15 protein-coding genes are annotated in these 22,768 nt (G+C 58.8%); 13 read left to right on the top strand and 2 right to left on the bottom strand.

From position 1 onward, the window contains the following. Window positions 1-114: 114 nt before the first annotated feature. On the bottom strand, window positions 115-1,239 hold the full coding sequence (locus AB3226_RS19585) for a polysaccharide deacetylase family protein (protein WP_367374257.1): 1,125 nt from the start codon (window positions 1,237-1,239) through the stop codon (window positions 115-117). A 261-nt stretch (window positions 1,240-1,500) separates the two neighbouring features. On the opposite strand from AB3226_RS19585, the gene yaaA reads away from it, so the two are divergent. The 13 genes from yaaA to AB3226_RS19520 all read left to right on the top strand — a co-directional run bounded on the left by yaaA (window position 1,501) and on the right by AB3226_RS19520 (window position 19,853). Then, window positions 1,501-2,280, top strand: a complete 780-nt coding sequence (yaaA, locus tag AB3226_RS19580; protein WP_367374256.1) for a peroxide stress protein YaaA — start codon at window positions 1,501-1,503, stop codon at window positions 2,278-2,280. 819 nt (window positions 2,281-3,099) lie between these two features. Next, window positions 3,100-4,416: a nucleotide sugar dehydrogenase gene (locus AB3226_RS19575; RefSeq protein WP_123358540.1), complete on the top strand. Its 1,317-nt coding sequence runs from the start codon at window positions 3,100-3,102 to the stop codon at window positions 4,414-4,416. A gap of 200 nt (window positions 4,417-4,616) precedes the next feature. Next, window positions 4,617-6,101 (top strand): mannuronan synthase, encoded by a 1,485-nt coding sequence (gene alg8 / locus AB3226_RS19570; protein ID WP_367375819.1) that lies wholly within the window; start codon window positions 4,617-4,619, stop codon window positions 6,099-6,101. Between the two features lie 35 nt (window positions 6,102-6,136). After that, window positions 6,137-7,306 (top strand): PilZ domain-containing protein, encoded by a 1,170-nt coding sequence (locus AB3226_RS19565; protein ID WP_367374255.1) that lies wholly within the window; start codon window positions 6,137-6,139, stop codon window positions 7,304-7,306. A gap of 15 nt (window positions 7,307-7,321) precedes the next feature. Beyond that, window positions 7,322-8,827, top strand: a complete 1,506-nt coding sequence (gene algK, locus AB3226_RS19560) for an alginate biosynthesis TPR repeat lipoprotein AlgK (protein ID WP_367374254.1) — start codon at window positions 7,322-7,324, stop codon at window positions 8,825-8,827. Further along, entirely contained in the window at window positions 8,824-10,311 is a 1,488-nt protein-coding gene (locus tag AB3226_RS19555) for an alginate export family protein (RefSeq protein ID WP_367374253.1), read from the top strand. The genes algK and AB3226_RS19555 overlap by 4 nt, the downstream gene beginning before the upstream one ends. A 26-nt stretch (window positions 10,312-10,337) precedes the next feature. Further along, window positions 10,338-11,927, top strand: a complete 1,590-nt coding sequence (algG, locus tag AB3226_RS19550) for a mannuronan 5-epimerase AlgG (RefSeq protein WP_367374252.1) — start codon at window positions 10,338-10,340, stop codon at window positions 11,925-11,927. A 10-nt stretch (window positions 11,928-11,937) separates the two neighbouring features. Beyond that, window positions 11,938-13,401, top strand: a complete 1,464-nt coding sequence (locus tag AB3226_RS19545) for an alginate O-acetyltransferase (RefSeq protein ID WP_367374251.1) — start codon at window positions 11,938-11,940, stop codon at window positions 13,399-13,401. 11 nt (window positions 13,402-13,412) lie between these two features. Then, window positions 13,413-14,543 carry a mannuronate-specific alginate lyase gene (locus tag AB3226_RS19540; RefSeq protein WP_367374250.1) on the top strand — a complete coding sequence of 377 codons (1,131 nt, stop codon included), beginning with the start codon at window positions 13,413-13,415 and terminating at the stop codon, window positions 14,541-14,543. A 212-nt stretch (window positions 14,544-14,755) separates the two neighbouring features. After that, window positions 14,756-16,321 carry an MBOAT family protein gene (locus AB3226_RS19535; protein ID WP_192346116.1) on the top strand — a complete coding sequence of 522 codons (1,566 nt, stop codon included), beginning with the start codon at window positions 14,756-14,758 and terminating at the stop codon, window positions 16,319-16,321. An 11-nt stretch (window positions 16,322-16,332) separates the two neighbouring features. Next, the gene (locus AB3226_RS19530) at window positions 16,333-17,508 is read left to right on the top strand and encodes an alginate O-acetyltransferase (RefSeq protein ID WP_367374249.1); all 1,176 of its coding nucleotides are present in this window, start codon (window positions 16,333-16,335) and stop codon (window positions 17,506-17,508) included. Window positions 17,509-17,522: 14 nt separating this feature from the next. Further along, the gene (locus tag AB3226_RS19525; protein ID WP_367374248.1) at window positions 17,523-18,176 is read left to right on the top strand and encodes an alginate O-acetyltransferase AlgF; all 654 of its coding nucleotides are present in this window, start codon (window positions 17,523-17,525) and stop codon (window positions 18,174-18,176) included. A 225-nt stretch (window positions 18,177-18,401) separates the two neighbouring features. Continuing rightward, the gene (locus AB3226_RS19520; RefSeq protein ID WP_367374247.1) at window positions 18,402-19,853 is read left to right on the top strand and encodes a mannose-1-phosphate guanylyltransferase/mannose-6-phosphate isomerase; all 1,452 of its coding nucleotides are present in this window, start codon (window positions 18,402-18,404) and stop codon (window positions 19,851-19,853) included. 82 nt (window positions 19,854-19,935) lie between these two features. Here AB3226_RS19520 and AB3226_RS19515 read toward each other — a convergent pair whose 3' ends face one another. Then, on the bottom strand, window positions 19,936-22,668 hold the full coding sequence (locus AB3226_RS19515) for an RHS repeat domain-containing protein (RefSeq protein ID WP_367374246.1): 2,733 nt from the start codon (window positions 22,666-22,668) through the stop codon (window positions 19,936-19,938). Window positions 22,669-22,768: the final 100 nt, after the last annotated feature.

Here is a 22,768-nt window from a genome sequence, read left to right as displayed (position 1 = left end):
GTGACGAATAGCCCTTGGCGTGCAGGCAATGTGCCGTTAAAGTCGGAAGTCCGCCTGCACCGATTTCTCTCCAAAAATCGCCCTTCCCCCAATGTTTACGGCCTTTTGCAGTTTTCAGCGAAACGCGTCCTGACAGTCTGCCCAACCGATCCCGCTTGGCGCCGTCTGCGTAATGAGCCAGGGCATCGCCGTTTTCAGCGCATCCTGCTTCACATTGAAATTGATCACCCCGTGCCGCCACAGCAGCATCAGGGTTAACACTCGTTGTGCGCTCTGGCTGCCCTTGAGCTTGCCGGCGCCGTCCTGGGCATCGATGTCCCACAACGCCACCTGCAAGCCCTGAGACGTGAAGAAGCCTTCAGCATCGGACCGGCGCTGGCCATCGGGCGGGCGAAACAACGGCACGTAATTCTCCGGCAGCTTGCTTTTGACCAGCTCGGTGCTGCGTCGCACCGAGTCCTGCCAGTCTTGCCAATGGCTGTGGGAGCGGAACTCCCAGCCTTGCACGCCCACGCATTGCTGCGAATAAGTCCCTTGCAGGCTGGCCACCGAACGCTCGGCCAGACGGGCCTGAATGTCCTTGCCGAGGACGAAGAACGTAGCGCTCATGTTCGATTTGCGCAGGTACTCGGTGACCCAGGCCGTGTTATCTGGCGTGGCATTGGCGGCGCTGTCGAAGGTCAGTAGAAATAGCCGGTCATGCATGGCATCGCCATTGCGCTCATAGTCGCCAAAACGATCGACTTCGCTGCTGGTCTGCGGAAACAGCGCGGCCTTGCGCAACTGCTCGTCCAGGTATTGCGCGTGGAACAACCGGCTCGGTTCGGCCCACTTGATGTAATAGCTGTCGTCGCTCACCTGAAACTTCGCCGCTTGCTCGCGCAAGGTGGCCATGTCCTCGACCAGGAAACAGAAGGAGGCATCCTGATCGCAACTCTGCTGGGCGAAGTTGTAATTGGTCAGCAAACGCTGCCACAGGCGTTGGCGCATCTGGTTGACCGACTCCAGATTGAGGGTGCGCAGGCCCAGGCGTTGAGCCAGGCTCGCTTCATCCAGCGATTCACTGGCCAGCAGAACGCGGGCAAACATGAGGATTTCGGCCCGCGAGGCGACGTCAAACAACGTCGGGCTGCTGAGCTGCTCAGGCCAGGTGCTGCGATCAAGCGTCGCCACATCGCCCGGCGCCGCCATGGCGCCGAAGCTCAAGAGCCAGGCCGAGAATAGAAAAACGATACGCAATGGGATGTCTCCATAACAAAACCCGCGCGGCACTATAGCCGATCGCCGGCCCCATGATCGTTCCCACGCTCTGCGTGGGAATGCAGCCCGGGACGCTCCGCGTCCCTGCCGAAGCGGACGCGGAGCGTCCATTGAGGCATTCCCACGCAGAGCGTGGGAACGATCAGGGTGTGCCCACCACCGATCACCTATGGACTTGATAGCTGGAGTCAACCAAGACAACCCCCTAGAATCGCCGCCACGATTAAAGGAGACGACTTCATGCTGATGGTGATTTCCCCCGCCAAGACCCTCGATTACGAAACACCGCCGGCGACCCAGCGTTTCACTCAGCCGCAATACCTTGACCATTCCCAGGAGCTGATCCTGCAACTGCGCGATCTGACGCCGGCGCAGATCAGTGAGCTGATGCACGTCTCCGACAAGATCGGCGGTCTCAATGCCGCGCGTTTCGGCAGCTGGACTCCGGCCTTCACCCCAGCCAACGCCAAGCAGGCCTTGCTGGCATTCAAGGGCGATGTGTACACCGGCCTGAATGCACAAACTTTCAGCGAAGCCGACTTCGATTACGCCCAACAGCACCTGCGCATGCTCTCCGGGCTGTATGGCCTGCTGCGCCCTCTGGACCTGATGCAGCCCTATCGGCTGGAAATGGGCACCAAACTGGCCAATGCCCGGGGCAAGGACCTGTACGCTTTCTGGGGCACGCGGATCAGCGAATGGCTGAACGAAGCGTTAGCCGATCAGGGCGACGACGTGCTGTTGAACCTGGCCTCCAACGAGTACTTCTCGGCGGTCAAACGCAGTGCTTTGAACGCGCGCATCATCAATACCGAGTTCAAGGATCTGAAGAACGGCCAGTACAAAATCATCAGCTTCTACGCGAAAAAGGCCCGCGGGATGATGAGTCGCTTCGTCATTGAAGAACGCATCAATGACCCGGTCACCCTCAAGCAGTTCGACGTTCAGGGCTATCGCTACAGTAGCGAGCAGTCTAAACCGGACAATCTGGTGTTCCTGCGCGATCACGCACCGGAGTAATGGAGCCTGCACTAAGTCAGCGCACGACACCCATTACTTCGTCGTGCGCGCCCTCTTTGATCGTCGAACAATCCCCTCCTTTTCGCCGCTTTATTGGCGCCAATATTCAAGCACTTCATTTTCTAACTTTAGTTTCACTCGACATTGGTCATTTTTTTCAGTAGTGGCACTGAAAATTTTTACTCGTAGTGGCAAAAAAGTATCCAACGCAATAATCACCCCATATATAAAGGGCCAAACGGCAAGTGCTATCAATATGAAAGCAGTGCCATCTTTTTCAATATTTCAAGAAATTTCAGCATTCGCGATGGGCGGACAGGAACTATGTCCAAATGCGCCGCTCATACCACCGGTAACGATTCTCTCCGTGAATGTGCGAGATAACTTACACAGACAAGAGATCCATGTAGCGAAGTTGTCACACTTACTTTGGCTTACTGATCACTTATTTGGGCAACACATGAAGGACAGGAGATAACGCACCATTACTATCCCCTACAAGGCCACGGCTGCGCCCCTATAAACGTGCTCACCTGAGCACCCAACCGCTTGATTTACGGGCTTTCGGGCCTGGCATTGAGCGCGCAAGACCTTTGCACGGAAGTCTTCAGAGAAGAGGATCGGCTGCATAACAGGGCACGTCATAAGAATAAGGCCTGGCTGCGCACATCTTGAGTGCACTTATTTAGACACTCGCAACTTAGCATGCCTGTACACGGCACTGTGGCGCCTTTAAGTCGCACTTGCGAGTGCACTATGACCGCTGAACACCATTAACTCCGGCCATGTAATGGCTTGATAAATACAGAGGTAATTGCGATGCGCATCAGCATATTTGGTTTGGGTTACGTCGGCGCAGTATGTGCCGGTTGCCTGTCTGCACGGGGCCATGACGTCGTTGGCGTCGATGTTGCCAAAGACAAAATCGATATGATCAACGCCGGTAAATCGCCGATCGTTGAACCGGGTCTGGGCGAGCTTCTGCAGAAGGGTATCGAGACGGGCAAATTGCGCGGCACGACCAACTTCGCCGAGGCGATTCGCGACACCGACCTGTCGATGATCTGCGTCGGTACGCCGAGCAAGAAGAACGGCGACCTGGAACTGAACTACATCGAAGCCGTGTGCCGCGAGATCGGTTTTGTCCTGCGTGACAAGACCACCCGCCACACCATCGTGGTTCGCAGCACCGTCCTGCCGGGCACCGTGGCAAACGTGGTGATCCCGATCCTCGAAGACTGCTCGGGCAAAAAGGCCGGCGTCGATTTCGGCGTGGCGGTCAACCCTGAGTTCCTGCGTGAAAGCACCGCGATCGCCGATTACGACCTGCCGCCAATGACCGTTATCGGTGAGTTCGACAAGGCTTCGGGTGACGTTCTGCAATCGCTGTACGAAGAGCTCGACGCGCCGATCATCCGCAAGGACATCGCCGTTGCCGAGATGATCAAGTACACCTGCAACGTGTGGCACGCCACCAAGGTGACCTTCGCCAACGAGATCGGCAACATCGCCAAAGCCGTCGGTGTCGACGGTCGTGAAGTGATGGAAGTGGTCTGCCAAGACAAGACACTGAACCTGTCCCAGTACTACATGCGCCCAGGCTTTGCGTTCGGCGGCTCTTGCCTGCCTAAAGACGTCCGAGCCCTGACCTACCGCGCCGGTTCCCTGGACGTGGAAGCACCACTGCTCAACTCGCTGATGCGCAGTAACGTGTCCCAGGTGCAGAACGCGTTCGACATCGTCTCCAGCCACGACAAACGCAAAGTCGCCCTACTGGGGCTGAGCTTCAAGGCCGGCACCGACGACCTGCGCGAAAGCCCGCTGGTTGATCTGGCGGAAATGCTGATCGGCAAGGGCTACGACCTGAGCATCTACGACAGCAACGTCGAATACGCCCGCGTTCACGGTGCGAACAAGGATTACATCGAGTCGAAGATCCCTCACGTCTCGTCCTTGCTCAACTCCGACTTCGACGACGTGATCGCAAACTCCGACGTGATCATCCTCGGCAACCGTGACGAGAAATTCCGCGCTCTGGCGCAGGAAGCTCCACACGGCAAGCAAGTGGTCGACCTGGTTGGCTTCATGTCCAAAGCCACCAGCGTGAGTGGCCGGACTGAAGGTATCTGCTGGTAACGCTGCATCCGTGTAGGAGCTGGCGAAGCCTGCGATCTGTTGATGTTCAGCGATCTCACTGACGCCAAAAGATCGCAGCCTGCGGCAGCTCCTACCGGGATTTCTGGCGTCATCCAAAGCGGGTGTCGCCAGTTTTCACAGGCCTGCCTTAACCCCATCGGGCCACCCCACAGGCTCGCCCGAGATCGAGACGGATGCAGATTATGCACAGGCTAAAGAACGGCCTACTTCAGGCCGCCGGTTGGCTGTTTTACCTAAGTTTACTGATGGGCATCGCCACGGCGCTGCCTACGTCCACGTTCGACTCCGAGTCGAAGGACTTCATCTTCCTGATCGGTATCGTCGGTATCTGGCGTTACTCGATGGGTGCCACGCACTTTCTGCGCGGCATGCTGTTTCTGTACGTGGTCTACCCGCACCTGCGGCGCAAAGTGCGCAAGCTGGGCAAAGCGGCAGACCCGTCCCATGTATTTCTGATGGTCACCAGCTTTCGTATCGACGCGCTGACCACCGCTCAGGTCTACAGCTCGGTAATCCGCGAGGCCATCGACTGCGAACTGCCGACCACCGTGGTCTGCTCCATCGTGGAAATGTCCGATGAGCTGCTGGTCAAGAGCCTCTGGAAACGCATGAACCCACCGCCACGGGTCAAGCTCGACTTCGTGCGCATTCCCGGCACCGGCAAACGCGATGGCCTGGCCTACGGTTTCCGCGCCATCTCGCGCCACCTGCCGGACGACCGCGCCGTGGTTGCCGTGATCGATGGCGACACCGTGCTGGCCGAAGGCGTTGTGCTCAAGACCGTGCCGTGGTTCCAGCTGTTCGGCAATGTCGGCGGCCTGACCACCAACGAGTTCTGCGAAGTGCGCGGCGGCTACATCATGAGCGAATGGCACAAACTGCGATTCGCCCAGCGCCACATCAACATGTGCTCCATGGCCTTGTCCAAGCGCGTGTTGACCATGACCGGCCGGATGTCGGTATTCCGCGCCTCCGTGGTCACCAACCCGGACTTCATCGCCGATGTGGAAAGCGACTCGCTGCAACACTGGCGCCTGGGCCGCTTCAAGTTCCTGACCGGCGACGACAAGTCGAGCTGGTTCAGCTTGATGCGTCTGGGCTACGACACGTTTTACGTGCCCGATGCCGCGATCCATACCGTGGAACACCCGCCGGAAAAGAGCTTCATCAAGGCCAGCCGCAAACTGATGTTCCGTTGGTACGGCAACAACCTGCGGCAGAATTCCCGCGCCCTGGGTCTGGGGATGAAACGCCTCGGCCTGTTCACCTCGGTGGTGCTGTTCGATCAACGTGTATCGATGTGGACGTCCTTGCTGGGCCTGACCGTGGCAATCCTCGCCACCTTCAAGTACGGCAGCGCGTTCATCCTGGTTTACCTGCTGTGGATCGGCATCACCCGCCTGATCCTTACAGTGCTGCTGTCCTGTTCCGGTCACCGGATCGGCCCGGCCTACCCGGCGATTCTCTATTACAACCAGATCGTCGGCGCGCTGGTGAAGATCTACGTGTTCTTCCGCCTCGATCAACAGTCCTGGACTCGCCAGCCCACTTCTCTGACCCGTGATCTCGCCAGCTTTCAACGTTGGTTCAACACTTGGTCGTCTCGGACCATGACCTTCTCCGCCGGCAGCATTTTTGTCGCCGTGCTGCTGATGATGGTCTGACCGAACTCGCCTGAATTAACTAGGAAATCGCCCATATGAATACCGCCGTCAACTCCAACGTAGTGCACGAATCCGAAGCCCAGCGCCAACACGCCCGCGTGAAAATCCCGGCCAAGCTGCGTTTCTTCGGTCCAGACCGGACTCCGGTTGAAGCCCGACTCATCGACCTTTCCGCTGGCGGCCTGGCGTTCAACGCCGGTCAGCTGCCGCTGAAGGTCGGCGATGTGCACAAGGCCCGCCTGCAATTCGTGATCGATAACCTCGGCCTGGCCATGGACGTGGAATTGCAAATCCGCTCCGTGGATCGCCAGACCGGTCGTATCGGTTGCCAGTTCCAGAACCTGGAACCCCGTGACATTTCCACCCTGCGCCACCTGATCACCTCGCACCTGGCCGGCGACATCGTCAGCGTGGGTGAAATGCTGGCGACCCTGCAGCGCGACAACTTCACCAAGGCGCGCAAGGTCAAGGATGGCGGCCACGGCATGACTTCGCTCGGCCGTCTGAAAGCGGTGACCTTCAGCGCCGGTATCTTCGTGGTCGGCCTGGTGGCGTTCGGTTTCATTTTCAAATCGGTGTACGGCATGTACTTCGTCAGCCACGCCCAGGCCGGCCTGGTCAGCGTGCAGGGCATGAACATCACCATGCCGCGCGACGGCACCGTGCAGAGCCTGATCAAGGCTGACGGCGTTGCCGCCAAAGGCGCTCCGTTGGCGACCTTCAGCACCAGCATGCTCGACGTGCTCAAGGGCCATCTGGACGAAGACCAACTGCAACCGTCCAAGGTTGAAGAACTGTTCGGCAAGCAAATGACCGGCACCCTGACTTCGCCGTGCGATTGCACCGTGTCTCAGCAATTGGTGGCTAACGGTCAGTACGCCAGCAAAGGCGACGTGATCTTCCAACTGGTACCGCGCAATACCGAAGCCAACGTTGAAGCACGCTTCTCCTATCGCCAGTTCGGCGACGTGCGTCCAGGCACCACGGTCAGCTTCCAGATCGCCGGTGAAGACCAAACCCGTACCGGCAAGATCGTCAGCAGCACCAGCCTGAAAAGCGCCGACCTGTCGTCCGACATCCGCGTGCAGATCAAACCTGACGAGCCACTGGACAGCGCCTTCGCCGGTCGCCCGGTGGAAGTGAACAGCACTCGTGGCCCGAACCTGAACTGGCTGATCAACAAAGCCATGGCCGCCGGTCTTTAAACAGAGGACATGCCCGTGACGATCATCAGTCTCCTGAAAACACCGCGAATCCTGTGGGAGCGGGCTTGCCCGCGATTGGATCAACGCGGTCTTTCTGAAGCACCGAGCCGCCTGAATCGCGGGCAAGCCCGCTCCCACAGTGGTTATGTGGTGTGCTCGCTGGCTTTGGCCATCAGCCTGGCCGGTTGCGCCGGCCTGCCCGACCAGCGTCTGGCCAATGAAGCCCTCAAGCGTGGCGACACCACGCTGGCGGCGCAGAACTACCAGCAACTGGCAGACTTGGGTTACAGCGAAGCTCAGGTCGGCCTGGCCGATCTGCAGGTCGACAGCCGTGACCCGGCGCAAATCAAAAAGGCCGAGGCGACTTACCGCGCCGCGGCCAGCGTCTCGCCGCGAGCTCAGGCTCGCCTGGGTCGTCTGCTGGTGGCCAAACCCGGCGCCACCGAAGCCGAACATCACGAAGCCGAAGCGCTGTTGAAGAAAGCCTCGGCCAATGGCGAAGGCAACACCCTGATCCCGCTGGCGATGCTGTACCTGCAATACCCGCACAGTTTCCCGAACGTCAACGCACAGCAGCAGATCAGCCAATGGCGCACCGAAGGCAAACCGGAAGCGGGTCTGGCGCAAGTGCTGCTCTATCGCACCCAGGGCACTTACGACCAGCATCTGGATGACGTGGAAAAGATCTGCAAAGCAGCGTTGAACACCACCGACATCTGCTACGTCGAACTGGCCACGGTCTATCAGAAACGCGGCCAACCCGAGCAACAGGCAGAACTGATCAAGCAGATGCAGGCGGGTCACAGCCGTGGCGTTGTCACTGCGCAACGGGTAGACAGCGTGGCTCGCGTACTGGGCGATGCAAGCCTGGGCAAGACCGACGAGAAAACCGCGCAGTCGCTGCTCGAAGGCATCGCTCCTGGCTACCCGGCGTCCTGGGTCAGCCTCGCGCAACTGCTCTACGACTTCCCTGAACTGGGCGACGTCGACACCATGATGAAGTACCTGGACAACGGCCGCGCCGCCGACCAGCCGCGTGCCGAACTGTTGCTGGGCAAGCTCTACTTCGAAGGAAAAATGGTGCCGGCCGACGCCAAGGTCGCCGAAGAGCACTTCAAGAAAGCCGTCGGCCGTGAAGTTGCCGCCGATTACTACCTCGGCCAGATTTACCGTCGTGGTTACCTGGGCAAGGTCTATCCGCAGAAAGCCCTGGATCACCTGTTGACCGCTGCGCGTAACGGCCAGAACAGCGCCGATTTCGCCATTGCCCAACTGTTCTCCCAAGGCAAGGGCACCCGGCCAGACCCGGTCAACGCTTATGTCTTCAGCCAATTGGCGAAGGCTCAAAACACCCCACAAGCCAATGAGCTTGCGCAAACAATCGAGACGCAACTGCCGCCTGACCGGCTGGCCGAGGCCCAACGCCTGCTGAAACAAGAGCAGGCCATTCGTAGCGCCGTGAGTTCGGACACGCTGGAACTGCACGCCCTGCAAGAAGAAGACGGCGAGGAATCCCTATGAAGCTTAATCCATTCGTGAAGGCCGGTATTGGCCTGACATTCGCCCTGCTGTGGTCGTGCCCGACCCTGGCAGCCCTGACCGAAGACAAAAATTTCGGTCTCGAAGTCAAAGTTACCGGCCAGTCCGAAGACGACCGTGACCTGGGCACTGCCAGTGGCGGCGACGTTAACGGCGTTGGCCTCGACCTGCGTCCATGGGTATACGGCGAAAGCGGCGCGTGGAGCGCCTACGCCATGGGCCAGGCCGTGACGTCCACCGACATTATCGAAACGGACACCCTGCAGCAGTCCGACAGTGACGGTACCCAGACCACCGACAACGGTGATCGCAAAACCAAGAAGAACTACTTGGCGATGCGCGAGTTCTGGGTCGGCTACAGCGGCCTCACGCCCTACCCTGGCGAGATCCTCAAGCTCGGTCGCCAACGCCTGCGCAACGACGACGGCCAATGGCGCGACACCAACATCGAAGCCCTGAACTGGACCTTCGACACCACCCTGTTGCGCGCCAACGTCGGTGTCGCCGAACGTTTCAGCGAATACCGCACCGACTTGAAAGAGCTGGCGCCCAAGGACAAGGATCGCCTGCACGTTTTCGGCGACGTTGCCACTCAATGGTCGCCGGGCAACTGGGTCGGCATTCGCGGTCATCACACCCATGATGACGGCAAGCTCGACTACCCGGAGCCGGGCGTGGCCGGCGATTCGCTGGATAAAAAACAGAACGGCGACATCAGCTGGCTCGGCCTCACCGCCGACAGCGATGCCTACAACTGGCGCAACACCAACACCGTCAATTACTGGGGCAGCATCACCGGCATGAGCGGCGACACCGACACGGTCAACCCGCTGAACGCCGATGGCACGCGCCCGACCGAAGCCAAACGCGGTGAAGACCTCAATGGCTGGGCCACCGACATTGGCGTGCGTCTGCGCCTCGATCCGCAGTGGCAAGTCGGTGCGGCGTATGCCCGTGCCAGTGCCGAGTACGAACAGACCGGTCTGGAAAGCAACCGCTCGAACTACACCGGTACACGCTCGCGGGTTCACCGTTTCGGCGAAGCCTTCCGTGGCGAAATGAACAACATGCAAACCGCGACCCTGTTCGGCTCGTGGATGCTCAACGACGAATACGACGCCAGCCTGATTTACCACAAATTCTGGCGCGTCGACGGCAACAAGCCGGTGGGCAGCAACGGCATCAATGCGGTTGAGAACAACACCGACGACGTGACCGGCGCGATCCTCTCCAGCACTTCCCTGCCGCTGGAAGATGGCAGCAAAGACCTCGGTCAGGAAATGGACGTAGTCGTCACCAAGTACTTCAAGCAAGGCCTGCTGCCGGCTTCGTTGAGCCAGTCGGTCGATGAGCCTTCGGCCCTGGTGCGGTTCCGTGGCGGTGTGTTCAAGCCTGGCGATGCGTATGGCAAAGGCGTCGACTCCTACATGCACCGCGCGTTTGTCGACGTGGTCTGGCGCTTCTGATGCAAACCGCGAAGGGAGTGCCCGACATGAACAGTGCCAAGAAAGGCTCGATCAGCCTGCTGGCAGGCGCGCTGCTGCTCGCCAGCGCAGCCGCCTTCGCCACCGTCGAACCGGCCAAGCCTGTGCAACAGGGCAAATCGGCGACCATAGCCAAAGGGCTGCAACAGGCCAAGACCTACACCGTCAGCAGCGCGCCAACCGCGCCGCTGGAGCTGGCCAAGCCGAAACTGCCGGACACCTCTGGCTACACCAGCGACGCCATCGCCGCAAAAATCGTGCGCACCAAACCCGGCAAAATCAGCGTACGCCGGATGATGCAGGAAGACGCCCTGAAGGACTTCATCGGCGGCGACAACAAGATGGCCGAGTGGGTGGTGCGTCAGCATGGCATCCCGCAGGCGATCTTCGTTGACGACGGCTACATGAACCTCAAGGACCTGGCGAAGAAGCTGCCCAAGCAGTACTTCAGCGAAACCTCGCCGGGCGTGTTCCTGGCGAAGTTGCCGATCGTGGTGGGTAACAAGGGCATTCTGGAAATCGACAAACAGACCCAGGAATTGCGTCTGTCCCAAGAGGCCGGTTCGTTCCTGGTCAACGACGGCCAGCTGTTCGTGCGTGATACCAGAATCACTGGCTGGAGCGAGAAGGCAAACGGCCCGGCGGCCTTCAAGTCGCCCAAGGAGTTCCGTCCGTTCCTGCTGTCCTGGGGTGGCACCGAGACCTACATTGCCAACAGCAAGATCGCCAGTTTCGGTTACGCCAACAGTAAGTCCTACGGCGTGAGTATTTCCCAATACACGCCGAACATGGCCAAGGTGCTCAAGCGCCCTGAACCGACCGGCTGGATTGTCGGCTCCGAGTTCTCGGACATGTGGTACGGCTTCTACTGCTACGAAACCCGCGACTTCGTGGTCAAGGGCAACACCTACAAAGACAACATCGTCTACGGCATCGACCCGCATGACCGGTCGCATGGTCTGATCATCGCCGACAACACGGTGTTCGGTACGAAGAAGAAGCACGGGATCATTATTTCCCGTGAGGTCAACGACAGCTTCATCTTCAACAACCGCAGCTACGACAACAAGTTGTCGGGCTTGGTGATCGACCGTAACAGTGTGAACAACCTGATCGCCTACAACGAGATCTACAAGAACCACACCGACGGCATCACCCTCTACGAGAGTGCCGACAACCTGTTGTGGGGCAACAAGGTAATCAGCAACCGACGCCACGGCATCCGTATTCGTAACAGCGTGAACATTCGCCTGTATGAAAACGTCGCGATGGCCAACGGCCTGACCGGTGTCTACGGGCACATCAAAGACCTGACCGACACCGACCGGGACATCAAGCTCGACCCGTTCGACGCCCAGGTGTCGCTGATCGTGGTCGGCGGTGAACTGGCCGCCAATGGCAGCGGACCGCTGTCGATCGACTCGCCGCTGAGCGTGGAGCTGTATCGCGTGTCGATGCTCGCGCCGACCAAATCCAGCGGCATCAGCTTCTCGGGGATCCTCGGCGAGCGCCAGGACGAAATTCTCGACCTGCTGGTGCGCCAGCAGAAAGCCGTGCTGATCGACCCAGTCGAACGCCAGACCAAAATGCAGGACTGAGGATAATTTTATGCACCCACACTTGATCAAATTACTCAGCCTGTCGGCCCTGACCGCGGGTATTCTCGCGGCCAGCGGCGGTGTTCGCGCCGATGACGCCACCGGTGGCGTAAGCCCACCGAAATTCAAGGCCGATGATTGCTGCAATCTCTGCCCGGAAGCCCACGACCCGAAAAACTACACCACCCGCTATCAGCAGAACTTCACCACGCTGGTGCAGGCGCAGGGCGATTGGCTGTTCCGTACGCAAGAAGACTTGCGCACCGAGTTCGACACCACACCCGCTGGCTACAAACGCATGAAGCAACTGCACGATGCGTTCAAGAGCAAAGGCGTGGAACTGGTCATCGTTTACCAGCCGACCCGTGGCCTGGTGAACCGCAACAAGCTGAACCCGGCAGAGAAGGCGAGCTACGATTTCGACAAGGCGCTGAAGAATTACAAAACCATGCTCGGGCGTTTCGCGCAGATGGGTTACGTAGTCCCGGACCTGTCGCCGCTGACCAACGAATCGCTGCCCGATACCCTGCCGGCTCACGATTTCTACTTCCGCGGCGACCAACACTGGACGCCGTATGGCGCCCAGCGCACAGCGAAAATTGTCGCCGAGAAGGTCAAGCAATTGCCGGCCTTTGCCGACGTTCCCAAGCGTGAATTCGAGACCCATAAGTCGGGTCGCATGGGCAAGACCGGAACGTTACACAACATGGCTGGTCAACTCTGTGGCACCAGCTACGCGATCCAGTACATGGATCAGTTCACCACCGAGCCAAAAGGCGAAGCGGGCGATGGCGATCTGTTCAGTGATTCCGGCAATCCGGAAATCACCCTGGTCGGCACCAGCCACAGTGGCAAGAACTACAACTTCGCCGGTTTCCTCGAAGAGGCCATCGGCGCCGACATCCTCAACGTGGCATTCCCCGGTGGTGGCCTGGAAGGTTCGATGCTGCAGTACCTGGGCAGCGAAGAGTTCCAGACCAAACCGCCGAAAATCCTCATCTGGGAATTCTCGCCGCTTTATCGCCTCGATCAGGAAACCATCTACCGCCAAATGATGGCGCTGCTGGACAACGGTTGCGAAGGCAAAGATGCACAGATGAGCGCCAGCGCCACGCTGAAACCGGGCAAAAACGAATTGATGGTCAACAGCAAGAACCTGGACCTGCGCAACAGCAGTCACCAGGTCGATATCCGCTTCGCCGACACCTCGGTGAAAACCTTGCAAGCCACCCTCTGGTACATGAATGGGCGCCACGAGGACATCAAGATCGACAAACCGGAAACCTCCGATACCGACGGGCGTTTCGCCTTCGAGTTGCGCACGGACGAAGACTGGGCCTCGCAGAATCTGCTGGCCGTCGAAGTCCAGGGACCTGAAAAACCAGGTACCACGCCTCAGAAAGTCGAAGCGAAAATCTGCAAACGCAACGTGTTCTCCGGCGCCGAGCAGCGTACCGCTCAAGCCGGGCAATGAGGCTACCTCTTATGAACTGCATGCAAACCCGAACGCTGAAAAAGTTACTCGCGCCCTCCCTGCTGACGCTGGCGATGTTCGCCGGCGCCACCCAGGCCGCCGCGCCACTTCGCCCGCCCCAGGGTTACTTTGCACCCATTGAAAAAGTCAAAACCGGCGACAAGAGTGAAGGCTGCGACGCGATGCCGACGCCTTACACCGGCGCCCTGCAATTTCGCAGCAAATACGAAGGCTCCGACAAGGCCCGTTCGACCCTGAACGAGGCATCGGAAAAAGCTTTCCGCGACACCACCGCCGACATTACCAAGATCGAGCGCGCCACCAGCAAGCGGGTGATGCAGTTCATGCGTGATGGTCGTCCGGAACAACTGGAATGCACCCTCACCTGGCTGACTGCCTGGGCCAAGGCCGACGCGTTGATGTCCAAGGACTTCAACCACACCGGCAAGTCCATGCGCAAATGGGCGTTGGGCAGCATGGCTTCATCCTATGTTCGCCTGAAGTTCTCTGACTCGCATCCGCTGGCTACCCACCAGGAAGAAGCGCAAGTGATTGAAGCCTGGTTCAGCAAAATGGCTGATCAGGTGGTCAGCGATTGGGACAACCTGCCGCTCGAGCAAACCAACAACCACTCGTACTGGGCAGCCTGGTCGGTGATGGCCACGTCGGTCGCCACCAACCGGCGCGACCTGTTCGATTGGGCCGTCAAGGAATACAAGGTCGGCGTCAATCAGGTCGACGCCCAAGGCTTCCTGCCCAACGAACTCAAGCGCCAGCAACGCGCCCTCGCCTATCACAACTATGCCCTGCCGCCACTGGCGATGATCGCCAGTTTCGCTCAGGTCAACGGTGTCGATTTGCGCCAGGAAAACAACGGCGCCTTGAAACGCCTGGGCGATCGCGTGCTCGCGGGGGTGAAAGACCCGGATGAATTCGAGGAGAAGAACGGCAAGGATCAGGACATGACCGACCTCAAGGTCGACTCGAAATTCGCCTGGCTCGAACCGTTCTGCTCGCTCTACACCTGCACGCCGGATGTGCTGGCGCAGAAACACAAGATGCAGCCGTTCAAGACCTTCCGCCTCGGCGGGGATTTGACCAAGGTCTACGACCCGGCCAGCGAGAAAGGCAAAGGTTCCTAGGAACAATACAAAACCCTGTGGGAGCGGGCTTGCCCGCGATTGCAATCTGACATTCAGCATTGATGTCGACTGACCCACTGCTATCGCGGGCAAGCCCGCTCCCACAGGGTAGGTGTCGAGTTTGAGTTTTGTGAGTTAGCCCTCCGGTTTTCGGTGGGGGGTTTGGGGGGGCCGTTGGCCCTTGACTGTTGGTTAAACATGGAGAGATCGGGATGGTATTTTCATCCAACGTGTTCCTGTTTCTGTTCTTGCCGATCTTTCTCGGCATGTACTACTTGAGCGGAATACGCTATCGCAACTTGCTGCTGCTGATCGCCAGCTACGTGTTCTACGCCTGGTGGCGTGTGGACTTCCTTGCGCTGTTCGCAGCCGTCACGCTGTGGAACTACTGGATCGGCCTGAAAGTCGGTGCGGCAGGCGTTCGGACCAAACCGGCCCAGCGCTGGTTGCTCCTGGGCGTGGGCGTCGACCTGTGCATCCTCGGCTACTTCAAGTACGCCAATTTCGGCGTGGACAGCATCAACGCGATGATGACCTCGGTCGGTCTTTCGCCGTTCATCCTGACCCACGTGCTGTTGCCGATCGGGATCTCGTTCTACATCTTCGAGTCCATCAGCTACATCATCGACGTCTACCGCGGTGATACCCCGGCGACCCGCAACCTGATCGACTTTGCCGCATTCGTGGCGATCTTCCCGCACTTGATCGCAGGTCCTGTGCTGCGTTTCCGTGACCTGGCCGACCAGTTCAACAACCGCACCCACACCCTCGACAAGTTCTCCGAAGGTGCCACGCGGTTCATGCAGGGCTTCATCAAGAAGGTCTTCATCGCCGACACCCTGGCGGTGGTGGCCGACCATTGCTTCGCCTTGCAGAACCCGACCACGGGCGACGCCTGGCTCGGCGCCCTGGCCTACACCGCGCAGCTGTACTTCGACTTCTCCGGCTACAGCGACATGGCGATTGGTCTGGGCTTGATGATGGGTTTCCGTTTCATGGAAAACTTCAAACAGCCGTACATCAGCCAGTCGATCACCGAGTTCTGGCGTCGCTGGCACATCAGCCTGTCGACCTGGTTGCGTGACTATCTGTACATCACCCTCGGCGGTAACCGTAAAGGTACGCTGATGACCTATCGCAACCTGTTCCTGACCATGCTGCTCGGTGGTCTGTGGCACGGCGCGAACATCACCTACATCGTCTGGGGTGCCTGGCACGGCATGTGGCTGGCGATCGAAAAAGCTCTGGGCCTGAACACCTCGCCGCGCAGCATCAACCCGATCCGTTGGGCGCTGACCTTCCTGCTCGTCGTCATGGGCTGGGTGATCTTCCGCTCGGAAAACCTGCACGTTGCCGGTCGCATGTATGGCGCGATGTTCAGCTTCGGCGAATGGTCGCTGTCGGAACTCAATCAGGCCAGCCTCACCGGTCTGCAAGTGGCAACCCTGGTGGTGGCGTACGTCACTCTGGCGTTCTTCGGCATCCGTGATTTCTACACCAACCGGCCACCGGTCAAAACCAAGCCTGCCGTCAACGTCGAGGCCGATGGCCCTGCCGCGGCTACGCCTGGAATGATCAAAGCCGTACCGGGTGACAACCCGGCCAGCATCCACGAACCGGGTTACACCGTCGGCGTTGAAGCGACTGTGCAACCGGCCTACTGGACCGCTGACTGGTCCCGTTACGTGATGCGCGCCCTGGTACTGCTGCTGTTCATCGCCTCGATTCTCAAACTCTCGGCGCAAAGCTTCTCGCCGTTCCTTTACTTCCAGTTCTGAGGGATCTGACTATGACCCGCTCATTACGCATCTTCTACATCGCCCTGTTCCTGGTGACCTTGCTGGTCCTGGGCGTGTGGTCGGTACGCAGCTTCTTCGGCTTCAGTACCAACGCCGATGCAACCGTGCTCAACGGTCGCTGGACCAAAGCCGTCGAGACGCACTACGACGACGAGTTCCCGATCAAGCGCCTGGGCACCAATCTTTGGGCCGCGCTGGATTTCAAACTGTTCAACGAAGGTCGTCCGGGCGTAGTGCTCGGTCGCGATCAGTGGCTCTACAGCGATGAAGAGTTCCACCCGATCGTCAACGAAGAGTTGAACCTGCAAGGCAACTACGCGCTGGTCGAAGGCGTGCGCCAGACCCTGAAAAAGCAAGGCGTGCAACTGGTGATGGCGATTGTCCCAGCCAAGACACGTCTGTACCCGGAACACCTGGGTGAAGTGAAGCCGGCGAGTATCCACGCCAATCTGTACAAGGACTTCCACGCTCGTGTGGCGGCCGACAAGATCCTCGCCCCTGACCTGCTCGGCCCGCTGCAAAAGGCCAAGCAAGACGGTCAGCAAGTGTTCCTGCGCACCGACACTCACTGGACCCCGGAAGGCGCGCAAATCGCTGCCCAGACCCTGGCCAAAACCATTGCCGACAAGGCTCCGCTCAGCGGCGAACCGCAAAACTTCGTCACCGAACCTGCGGAGAAGGTGACGCACAAGGGCGACCTGCGGTTGTTCCTGCCGCTGGACCCGCTGTTCGAAAACCTGATGCCGGCGCAAGAACCATTGCAGAAGCGCAACACCGTGGCGGCGCAAGATCAGCCTGCCGGTGACGACGCCCTGTTCGCCAACACTGAAGTGCCAGTGGCCCTCATCGGCACCAGCTACAGCGCCAACCCGAACTGGAACTTCGTCGGTGCGCTGAAAGAAGCGTTGCACAGCGACGTGGTCAATTACGCCGAAGACGGCCATGGCCCGATTCTGCCGATGCTCAGCTACCTGAAAAGCGATGCTTTCAAGAACAGCCCGCCACAAGTGCTGATCTGGGAGTTCCCTGAACGATATCTGCCTGTGAACAACGAAATCGGTGACGCCGACCCGCAGTGGGTCGCAGAGCTTAAACAAGCCGGCGCACGCCAACAAAACGTAGCTGCAAACACTAAATCCGAGACGCCCGACCGGGCGCAAAACTGAAAGAGAGGTACACCATGACTTTCACTACTACTCCTCGCCGTCTCGCCAAGACCTTCGCCCTCGTCGCTGGCATGAGCGTGTTGTCGATGTCCGCCTTCGCTGGCGACGCCGCACTCTACGGCCCGACCGCACCGAAAGGCTCCAGCTTCGTGCGTGTCTACAACGCCGGTAACGCTGAAGTCAGCGCCACTGTCGGCACCACCAACCTGAGCGAAGTCGCGCCGCTGTCCAGCACCGACTTCAGCTTCATGCCGGGCGGTGACTACAGCGCCAAGGTCGGCAGCCAGAGCCTGCCAGTGAAACTGGCCGGCGACCACTATTACACCCTGGTCAACAACGCCAGCGGCGCGCCACAACTGATCGAAGAGCCGCCGTTCAAGAACAAGCAGAAATCCCTGGTTCGCGTACAGAACCTCAGCGACAAGGCCCTGACCCTGAAAACCGCCGACGGCAAGACCGAAGTGGTCCCGTCCGTGGCGGCCAAGGGCCGTGGCGAGCGTGAAATCAACCCGGTGAAAGTCAGCCTGGCACTGTACGACGGCGCCACCAAAGTCGGCGACGTGAAACCGGTTGCCCTGGAACGAGGCGAAGCGGCGGTGCTGTACGTCACTGGCAGCGGCAGCAGCCTGTCGCCAGTCTGGGTAAAACGCCCGGTTTCGACGCGCTAACACATTTGCCGGATTGACCCATATCCCTGTGGGAGCCGGGCTTGCCCGCGATGCAGACGACTCGGTGAAACAGATACACCGAGGTGATGCCATCGCAGCGATGCGGCGTCCCGACAAGCCAGCTCCCACAGAGGACCGAGGCGTCAATTCGGACACGGAACAAGAACAAGAGTGAAACGACAGAACGCAGTAGCTCTAACCAATCGATTTTGAAGGAGTAACAACATGATTCCGGTGATCTTGTCAGGTGGTAGCGGCTCACGTCTTTGGCCGCTTTCGCGTAAGCAATTCCCCAAGCAATTCCTCGCCCTGACCGGCGAACAAACGCTGTTCCAGCAAACCCTGGAACGCCTGGTGTTCGAAGGCATGGACACCCCGATCGTGGTCTGCAACAAGGAACACCGTTTCATCGTCAACGAGCAGCTGAGCGCCCGCAACCTGGACGTGCAGCGCGTGCTGATGGAACCCTTCGGGCGCAACACTTCGCCAGCAGTGGCCCTGACCGCGATGATGCTGGTCAATGAAGGTCGCGACGAGTTGATGCTGGTGCTGCCGGCCGACCACGTGCTGGAAGACCAAAAAGCCCTGCAACGCGCCCTGGCCCTGGCCACTGTGGCGGCCGAGCGTGGCGAGATGGTGCTGTTCGGCGTGCCGGCGACCAAACCGGAAACCGGTTACGGCTACATCAAATCCACCAACGATGCCCTGCTGCCGGAAGGCGTCAGCCGTGTCTCGCACTTCGTCGAAAAACCCGACGTGAAACGCGCCACCGAATTCGTCCAGTCCGGTGGTTACTTCTGGAACAGCGGCATGTTCCTGTTCCGTGCCAGCCGCTTCCTCGAAGAGCTGAAAAAACACGATCCGGACATCTACGACACCTGCGTACTGACGCTGGAACGTAGCACACAAGATGCCGACACCGTCGACATCGACCCTGCCACCTTCGCCTGCTGCCCGGACAACTCCATCGACTATTCGGTGATGGAAAAAACCCAGCGCGCCTGCGTAGTGCCACTGACCGCAGGCTGGAGCGATGTCGGTTGCTGGTCGTCGCTGTGGGAAGTCAATGCAAAAGACGCCAACGGCAACGTCACCAAAGGCGACGTAGTCATCCAGGACAGCAAAAACTGCATGATCCACGGCAACGGCAAACTGGTGTCGGTGATCGGCCTGGAAAACATTGTGGTCGTCGAAACCAAAGACGCCATGATGATCGCCCACAAGGACAAGGTCCAAGGCGTCAAACAGATGGTCAACACCCTCAACGAGCAGGGCCGCAGCGAAACCCAGAACCACTGCGAAGTCTATCGTCCGTGGGGCTCCTACGACTCGGTCGACATGGGCGGCCGCTTCCAGGTCAAGCGCATCTCGGTCAAGCCGGGCGCGTGCCTGTCGCTGCAAATGCACCACCACCGCGCCGAACACTGGATCGTGGTCAGCGGCACTGCTGAAGTGACCTGCGACGAAAACGTGTTCCTGCTGACTGAAAACCAGTCGACCTACATCCCGATCGCCTCGGTTCACCGTCTGCGCAACCCGGGCAAGATTCCACTCGAGATCATCGAAGTGCAATCGGGCAGCTACCTGGGTGAAGACGATATCGAGCGGTTTGAAGATATCTACGGTCGCTCTACCCCGATCGAACGCGGCGTGTCGGTGAAAACCATCGCGCAGTGATTGACCGGTAAAACAAGAAGCCCCCGTCCAGCCCGCTGCGTCCGTATCCGCAGTGAGTTGGGGGGGGCTTTTTTACCCACGGTCATGCAGCCTTGCGAATCGCGGTCGTTGGTTTTTTATGCCAGGTACTGACTTTTACTGATCCTGGTATTTTGATTTCAAGCGTTCCGTGAAACTTATTGTCGATACTGTCCAGCATTGCTCGTGAATCCATTCTTCCCACCTGCACCGCACTGATTCCCGAATTGCCTAACAACAACGCCTTCAACTCTTTCAGTCGGCCTTTAACCATTGGCACCGCCCCCAGATCCGAAGAGTGTTTTGGATCGAGTACATCGGGCGAAGCAAAAAACTCTACGTTATCGAAATCTTTGCCCAAGGCTGCCTCCAGTGCCTTGTCATCCTCAAGATCGTATTCGGCAAAATGTGTCTTGTTCGCGAGAAACCTGCGCTCATTCACCTCTCCGTTTATAGCCAAAAGGAAGAACGTAAAACCCATGTTTCCAGCCTTGGTCCAATCCTTCTCACTGGTATTGCCACCTTTTCCGCCCAACGTCATCAAATTACTGTTGACCAGGGAAAAGTTTGACTTGATAGCTACATGGGACGGGGTATCCCCCGGACTACTTGGATTGGACGAATAGTGTCGTAAGGTAAACCGCAGGGTCTTGGTCTTTTCAAGCACCACAGGTGATGCCTGTGTTGTTTTGAACTTCAGTTTGCCCTCGGTTATTTCGTTCATCATTGTGTAGGGAGCCACTCTGTCCGTATCACTGTAATTGGCCTTGAATGATTCAAATATCTCGATCGCAGTGCGTACTGCCGACTTGGACTTCGATTCCTCCCCCTGCTCGTCAAAAAACATCAGCGGGTTATTGCGCACCATCCGGAAAAGATTGAGGCCATCCGCCTCCCACCCTGCCGGATCTGGGTTGATCCATCGCTGCAACCACGGGATGTAATAGCGATACCCATAGTAATAAAGCCCCGTCGCATCCCGTTCCTTCCCCGAGTAACGAATGATCTTGTAACTCGCTTCAATCATGTCAGTGCCGGCAAACCACGCCGTCGCGCCAAAGGGATAGTAGGTTTCCTGGCTGATAATTCGCGCGTCGTCTGCCAGCTCCAGCGTGCAGGAGTTCAGGTGATCAACCAGACTGTAGCGGTATTGATCGTTGGTAATACCGGACGGTGGAGTTGTTTCCCAATGCAGCACACGCACGCTATTGAGTCCCGCTTGGGCGGTGATGACCTGCAGTACTTCCCCAGTGCCGTTATCGGTGCGCAGTTCCAGCCCCGGCAAGTAACGCACTTCAGCCACCACGGTGCGGGCATTGGTATTCAGCGAGCGAATCTTACGCACTCTCTGCCCACCGCCATCGTAGATGTAGGACTCCCGATCATTACTCCCGGAGACGCGTTCTACCGGGCTGACCGAGTGCAATTGATTACGCAGATCCCACGTCAGAAACCGTCCCTGATCCAGCTCCAGCAAATTGCCGTTGGCGTCGAACGTTGCGGCGATTTCTTCTTCCGTGGGTGGCACGCCGTTGCGCCAGGGCAGACAGCGATTGCTGTAGCGGGCGGCCTTCAGGTCATGCCCTGGGCTTTGTGCGCCAACGTGGGTCAGCTTCAACAGATTGCCGCCTTCGTCATAGCGGTAGGTCTGCCGATAGTTGCTGACCGCCGCCGGATCAGTGCGGCCGACCGACTCGGGCCCTTGATTGGGACCGCCCGCCTCCCAACCAGAAGCCTCGATCAACTGGTAGAGGCTGTCGTAGACAAAGCGACTGACCGGATCGATACGCTGGTTGGCGAAGTAACGCACCGGCAGCGCCTTGTCCTCGATACTGAGAACGTTGCCCATGCGGTCATAGTCGTAGATCAGATGCTGCAACAACTGGGTACTCACATCCTGCGCCCGCCGTTCTATCAATAATCCGTCTTCAACTCGGTAGACCAGGGTGGTTTTCGCAGCATTACCGGCGGTTTCGTGCACAACTTGCCCCTCGGCGTTGTACTGGATATCGCTGACCAGCGTTTGCCAGGCGGTCAGTCCCTGAAGTTGCAAACGCGCCTCACGCAAGCGACCGTCAAGGGTCAGGCTGAAGGCCTGACTATTTCCCTTGGCATCGACCTGTTCCAACACATCACCTAGCGGGCCGAAACTCCACGTCGAGACAGCCCCCTCCCCCGGCTCAAGCAGCTGCTGGCGATCGGCTTCCAACTCCGGCCAGTCAGGGGCAACAGGGTCCAGCGTGAAGTGACGAGCTTGCCTCCCGCATTGGCCGGTGATCGAAAATGCCTCGAACAGCACCGTCCCGGCGGTATCGTCATGACGGATCAACTGCCCGCATTGATTCTGGTCACCATGATCAGGACCGCCATAGGTCATGCGTTCAACGGACCTTCGCGGCTCAGTTGCGCCCTGCTCGATCATTGCCACAGGACGAAGCAGGTCGTCGTATTCAACCTCACGTCGCGTGCCTCGGCTGTCCCATGCCAGCAAAACCTCGTCGTCCAAACCGGGCAGGCTCAGTTGCAACCCAGCATCGACGCTGACGGTACAAAGCGCATTCCCGGACAGCGAATGCACGGTCGTTGAATTGGCGGGAGTCAGAGGATCTTCATCCTGCAATGCCCAAAGCCGCGGATCCCACTGCTTTACCGGGTGACCTGCAGCATCATGGGCAGTGCGATTGATGCGTGCTTCGCTGGGTAAGTTTTCGACGGCGCGCCAATAGTCCACCGAACGGATCAATAAGCCACGCGGGTCGACGACGGACAATTTTGGCGTTTTGTGGTGCATTCCCATCGTCAAGACCTGCGTATGTCCTGTTTGCCAATCGGTATCTAACTGTTCGTGGACATGCCTGGCTACTATCAGAAATGACAGTACCGACCAACGGCCATCG

Source organism: Pseudomonas lini, assembly GCF_964063345.1.
Lineage (GTDB): Bacteria > Pseudomonadota > Gammaproteobacteria > Pseudomonadales > Pseudomonadaceae > Aquipseudomonas > Aquipseudomonas lini_B.
The sequence above is the reverse complement of the archived record's forward strand: the minus strand, read 5'-3'. Positions and strand labels throughout refer to the sequence as shown.

Excerpts from the sequence above, each read along its gene's own strand:
- AB3226_RS19520 (WP_367374247.1), top strand. The coding sequence starts at position 18,402 with ATGATTCCGGTGATCTTGTCAGGTGGTAGCGGCTCACGTCTTTGGCCG.
- yaaA (WP_367374256.1), top strand. The coding sequence starts at position 1,501 with ATGCTGATGGTGATTTCCCCCGCCAAGACCCTCGATTACGAAACACCG.
- AB3226_RS19525 (WP_367374248.1), top strand. The coding sequence starts at position 17,523 with ATGACTTTCACTACTACTCCTCGCCGTCTCGCCAAGACCTTCGCCCTC.
- AB3226_RS19565 (WP_367374255.1), top strand. The coding sequence starts at position 6,137 with ATGAATACCGCCGTCAACTCCAACGTAGTGCACGAATCCGAAGCCCAG.
- AB3226_RS19545 (WP_367374251.1), top strand. The coding sequence starts at position 11,938 with ATGCACCCACACTTGATCAAATTACTCAGCCTGTCGGCCCTGACCGCG.
- AB3226_RS19535 (WP_192346116.1), top strand. The coding sequence starts at position 14,756 with ATGGTATTTTCATCCAACGTGTTCCTGTTTCTGTTCTTGCCGATCTTT.
- AB3226_RS19515 (WP_367374246.1), bottom strand. The coding sequence starts at position 22,668 with ATGGGAATGCACCACAAAACGCCAAAATTGTCCGTCGTCGACCCGCGT.
- AB3226_RS19530 (WP_367374249.1), top strand. The coding sequence starts at position 16,333 with ATGACCCGCTCATTACGCATCTTCTACATCGCCCTGTTCCTGGTGACC.
- AB3226_RS19555 (WP_367374253.1), top strand. The coding sequence starts at position 8,824 with ATGAAGCTTAATCCATTCGTGAAGGCCGGTATTGGCCTGACATTCGCC.
- AB3226_RS19540 (WP_367374250.1), top strand. The coding sequence starts at position 13,413 with ATGAACTGCATGCAAACCCGAACGCTGAAAAAGTTACTCGCGCCCTCC.
- algG (WP_367374252.1), top strand. The coding sequence starts at position 10,338 with ATGAACAGTGCCAAGAAAGGCTCGATCAGCCTGCTGGCAGGCGCGCTG.
- AB3226_RS19575 (WP_123358540.1), top strand. The coding sequence starts at position 3,100 with ATGCGCATCAGCATATTTGGTTTGGGTTACGTCGGCGCAGTATGTGCC.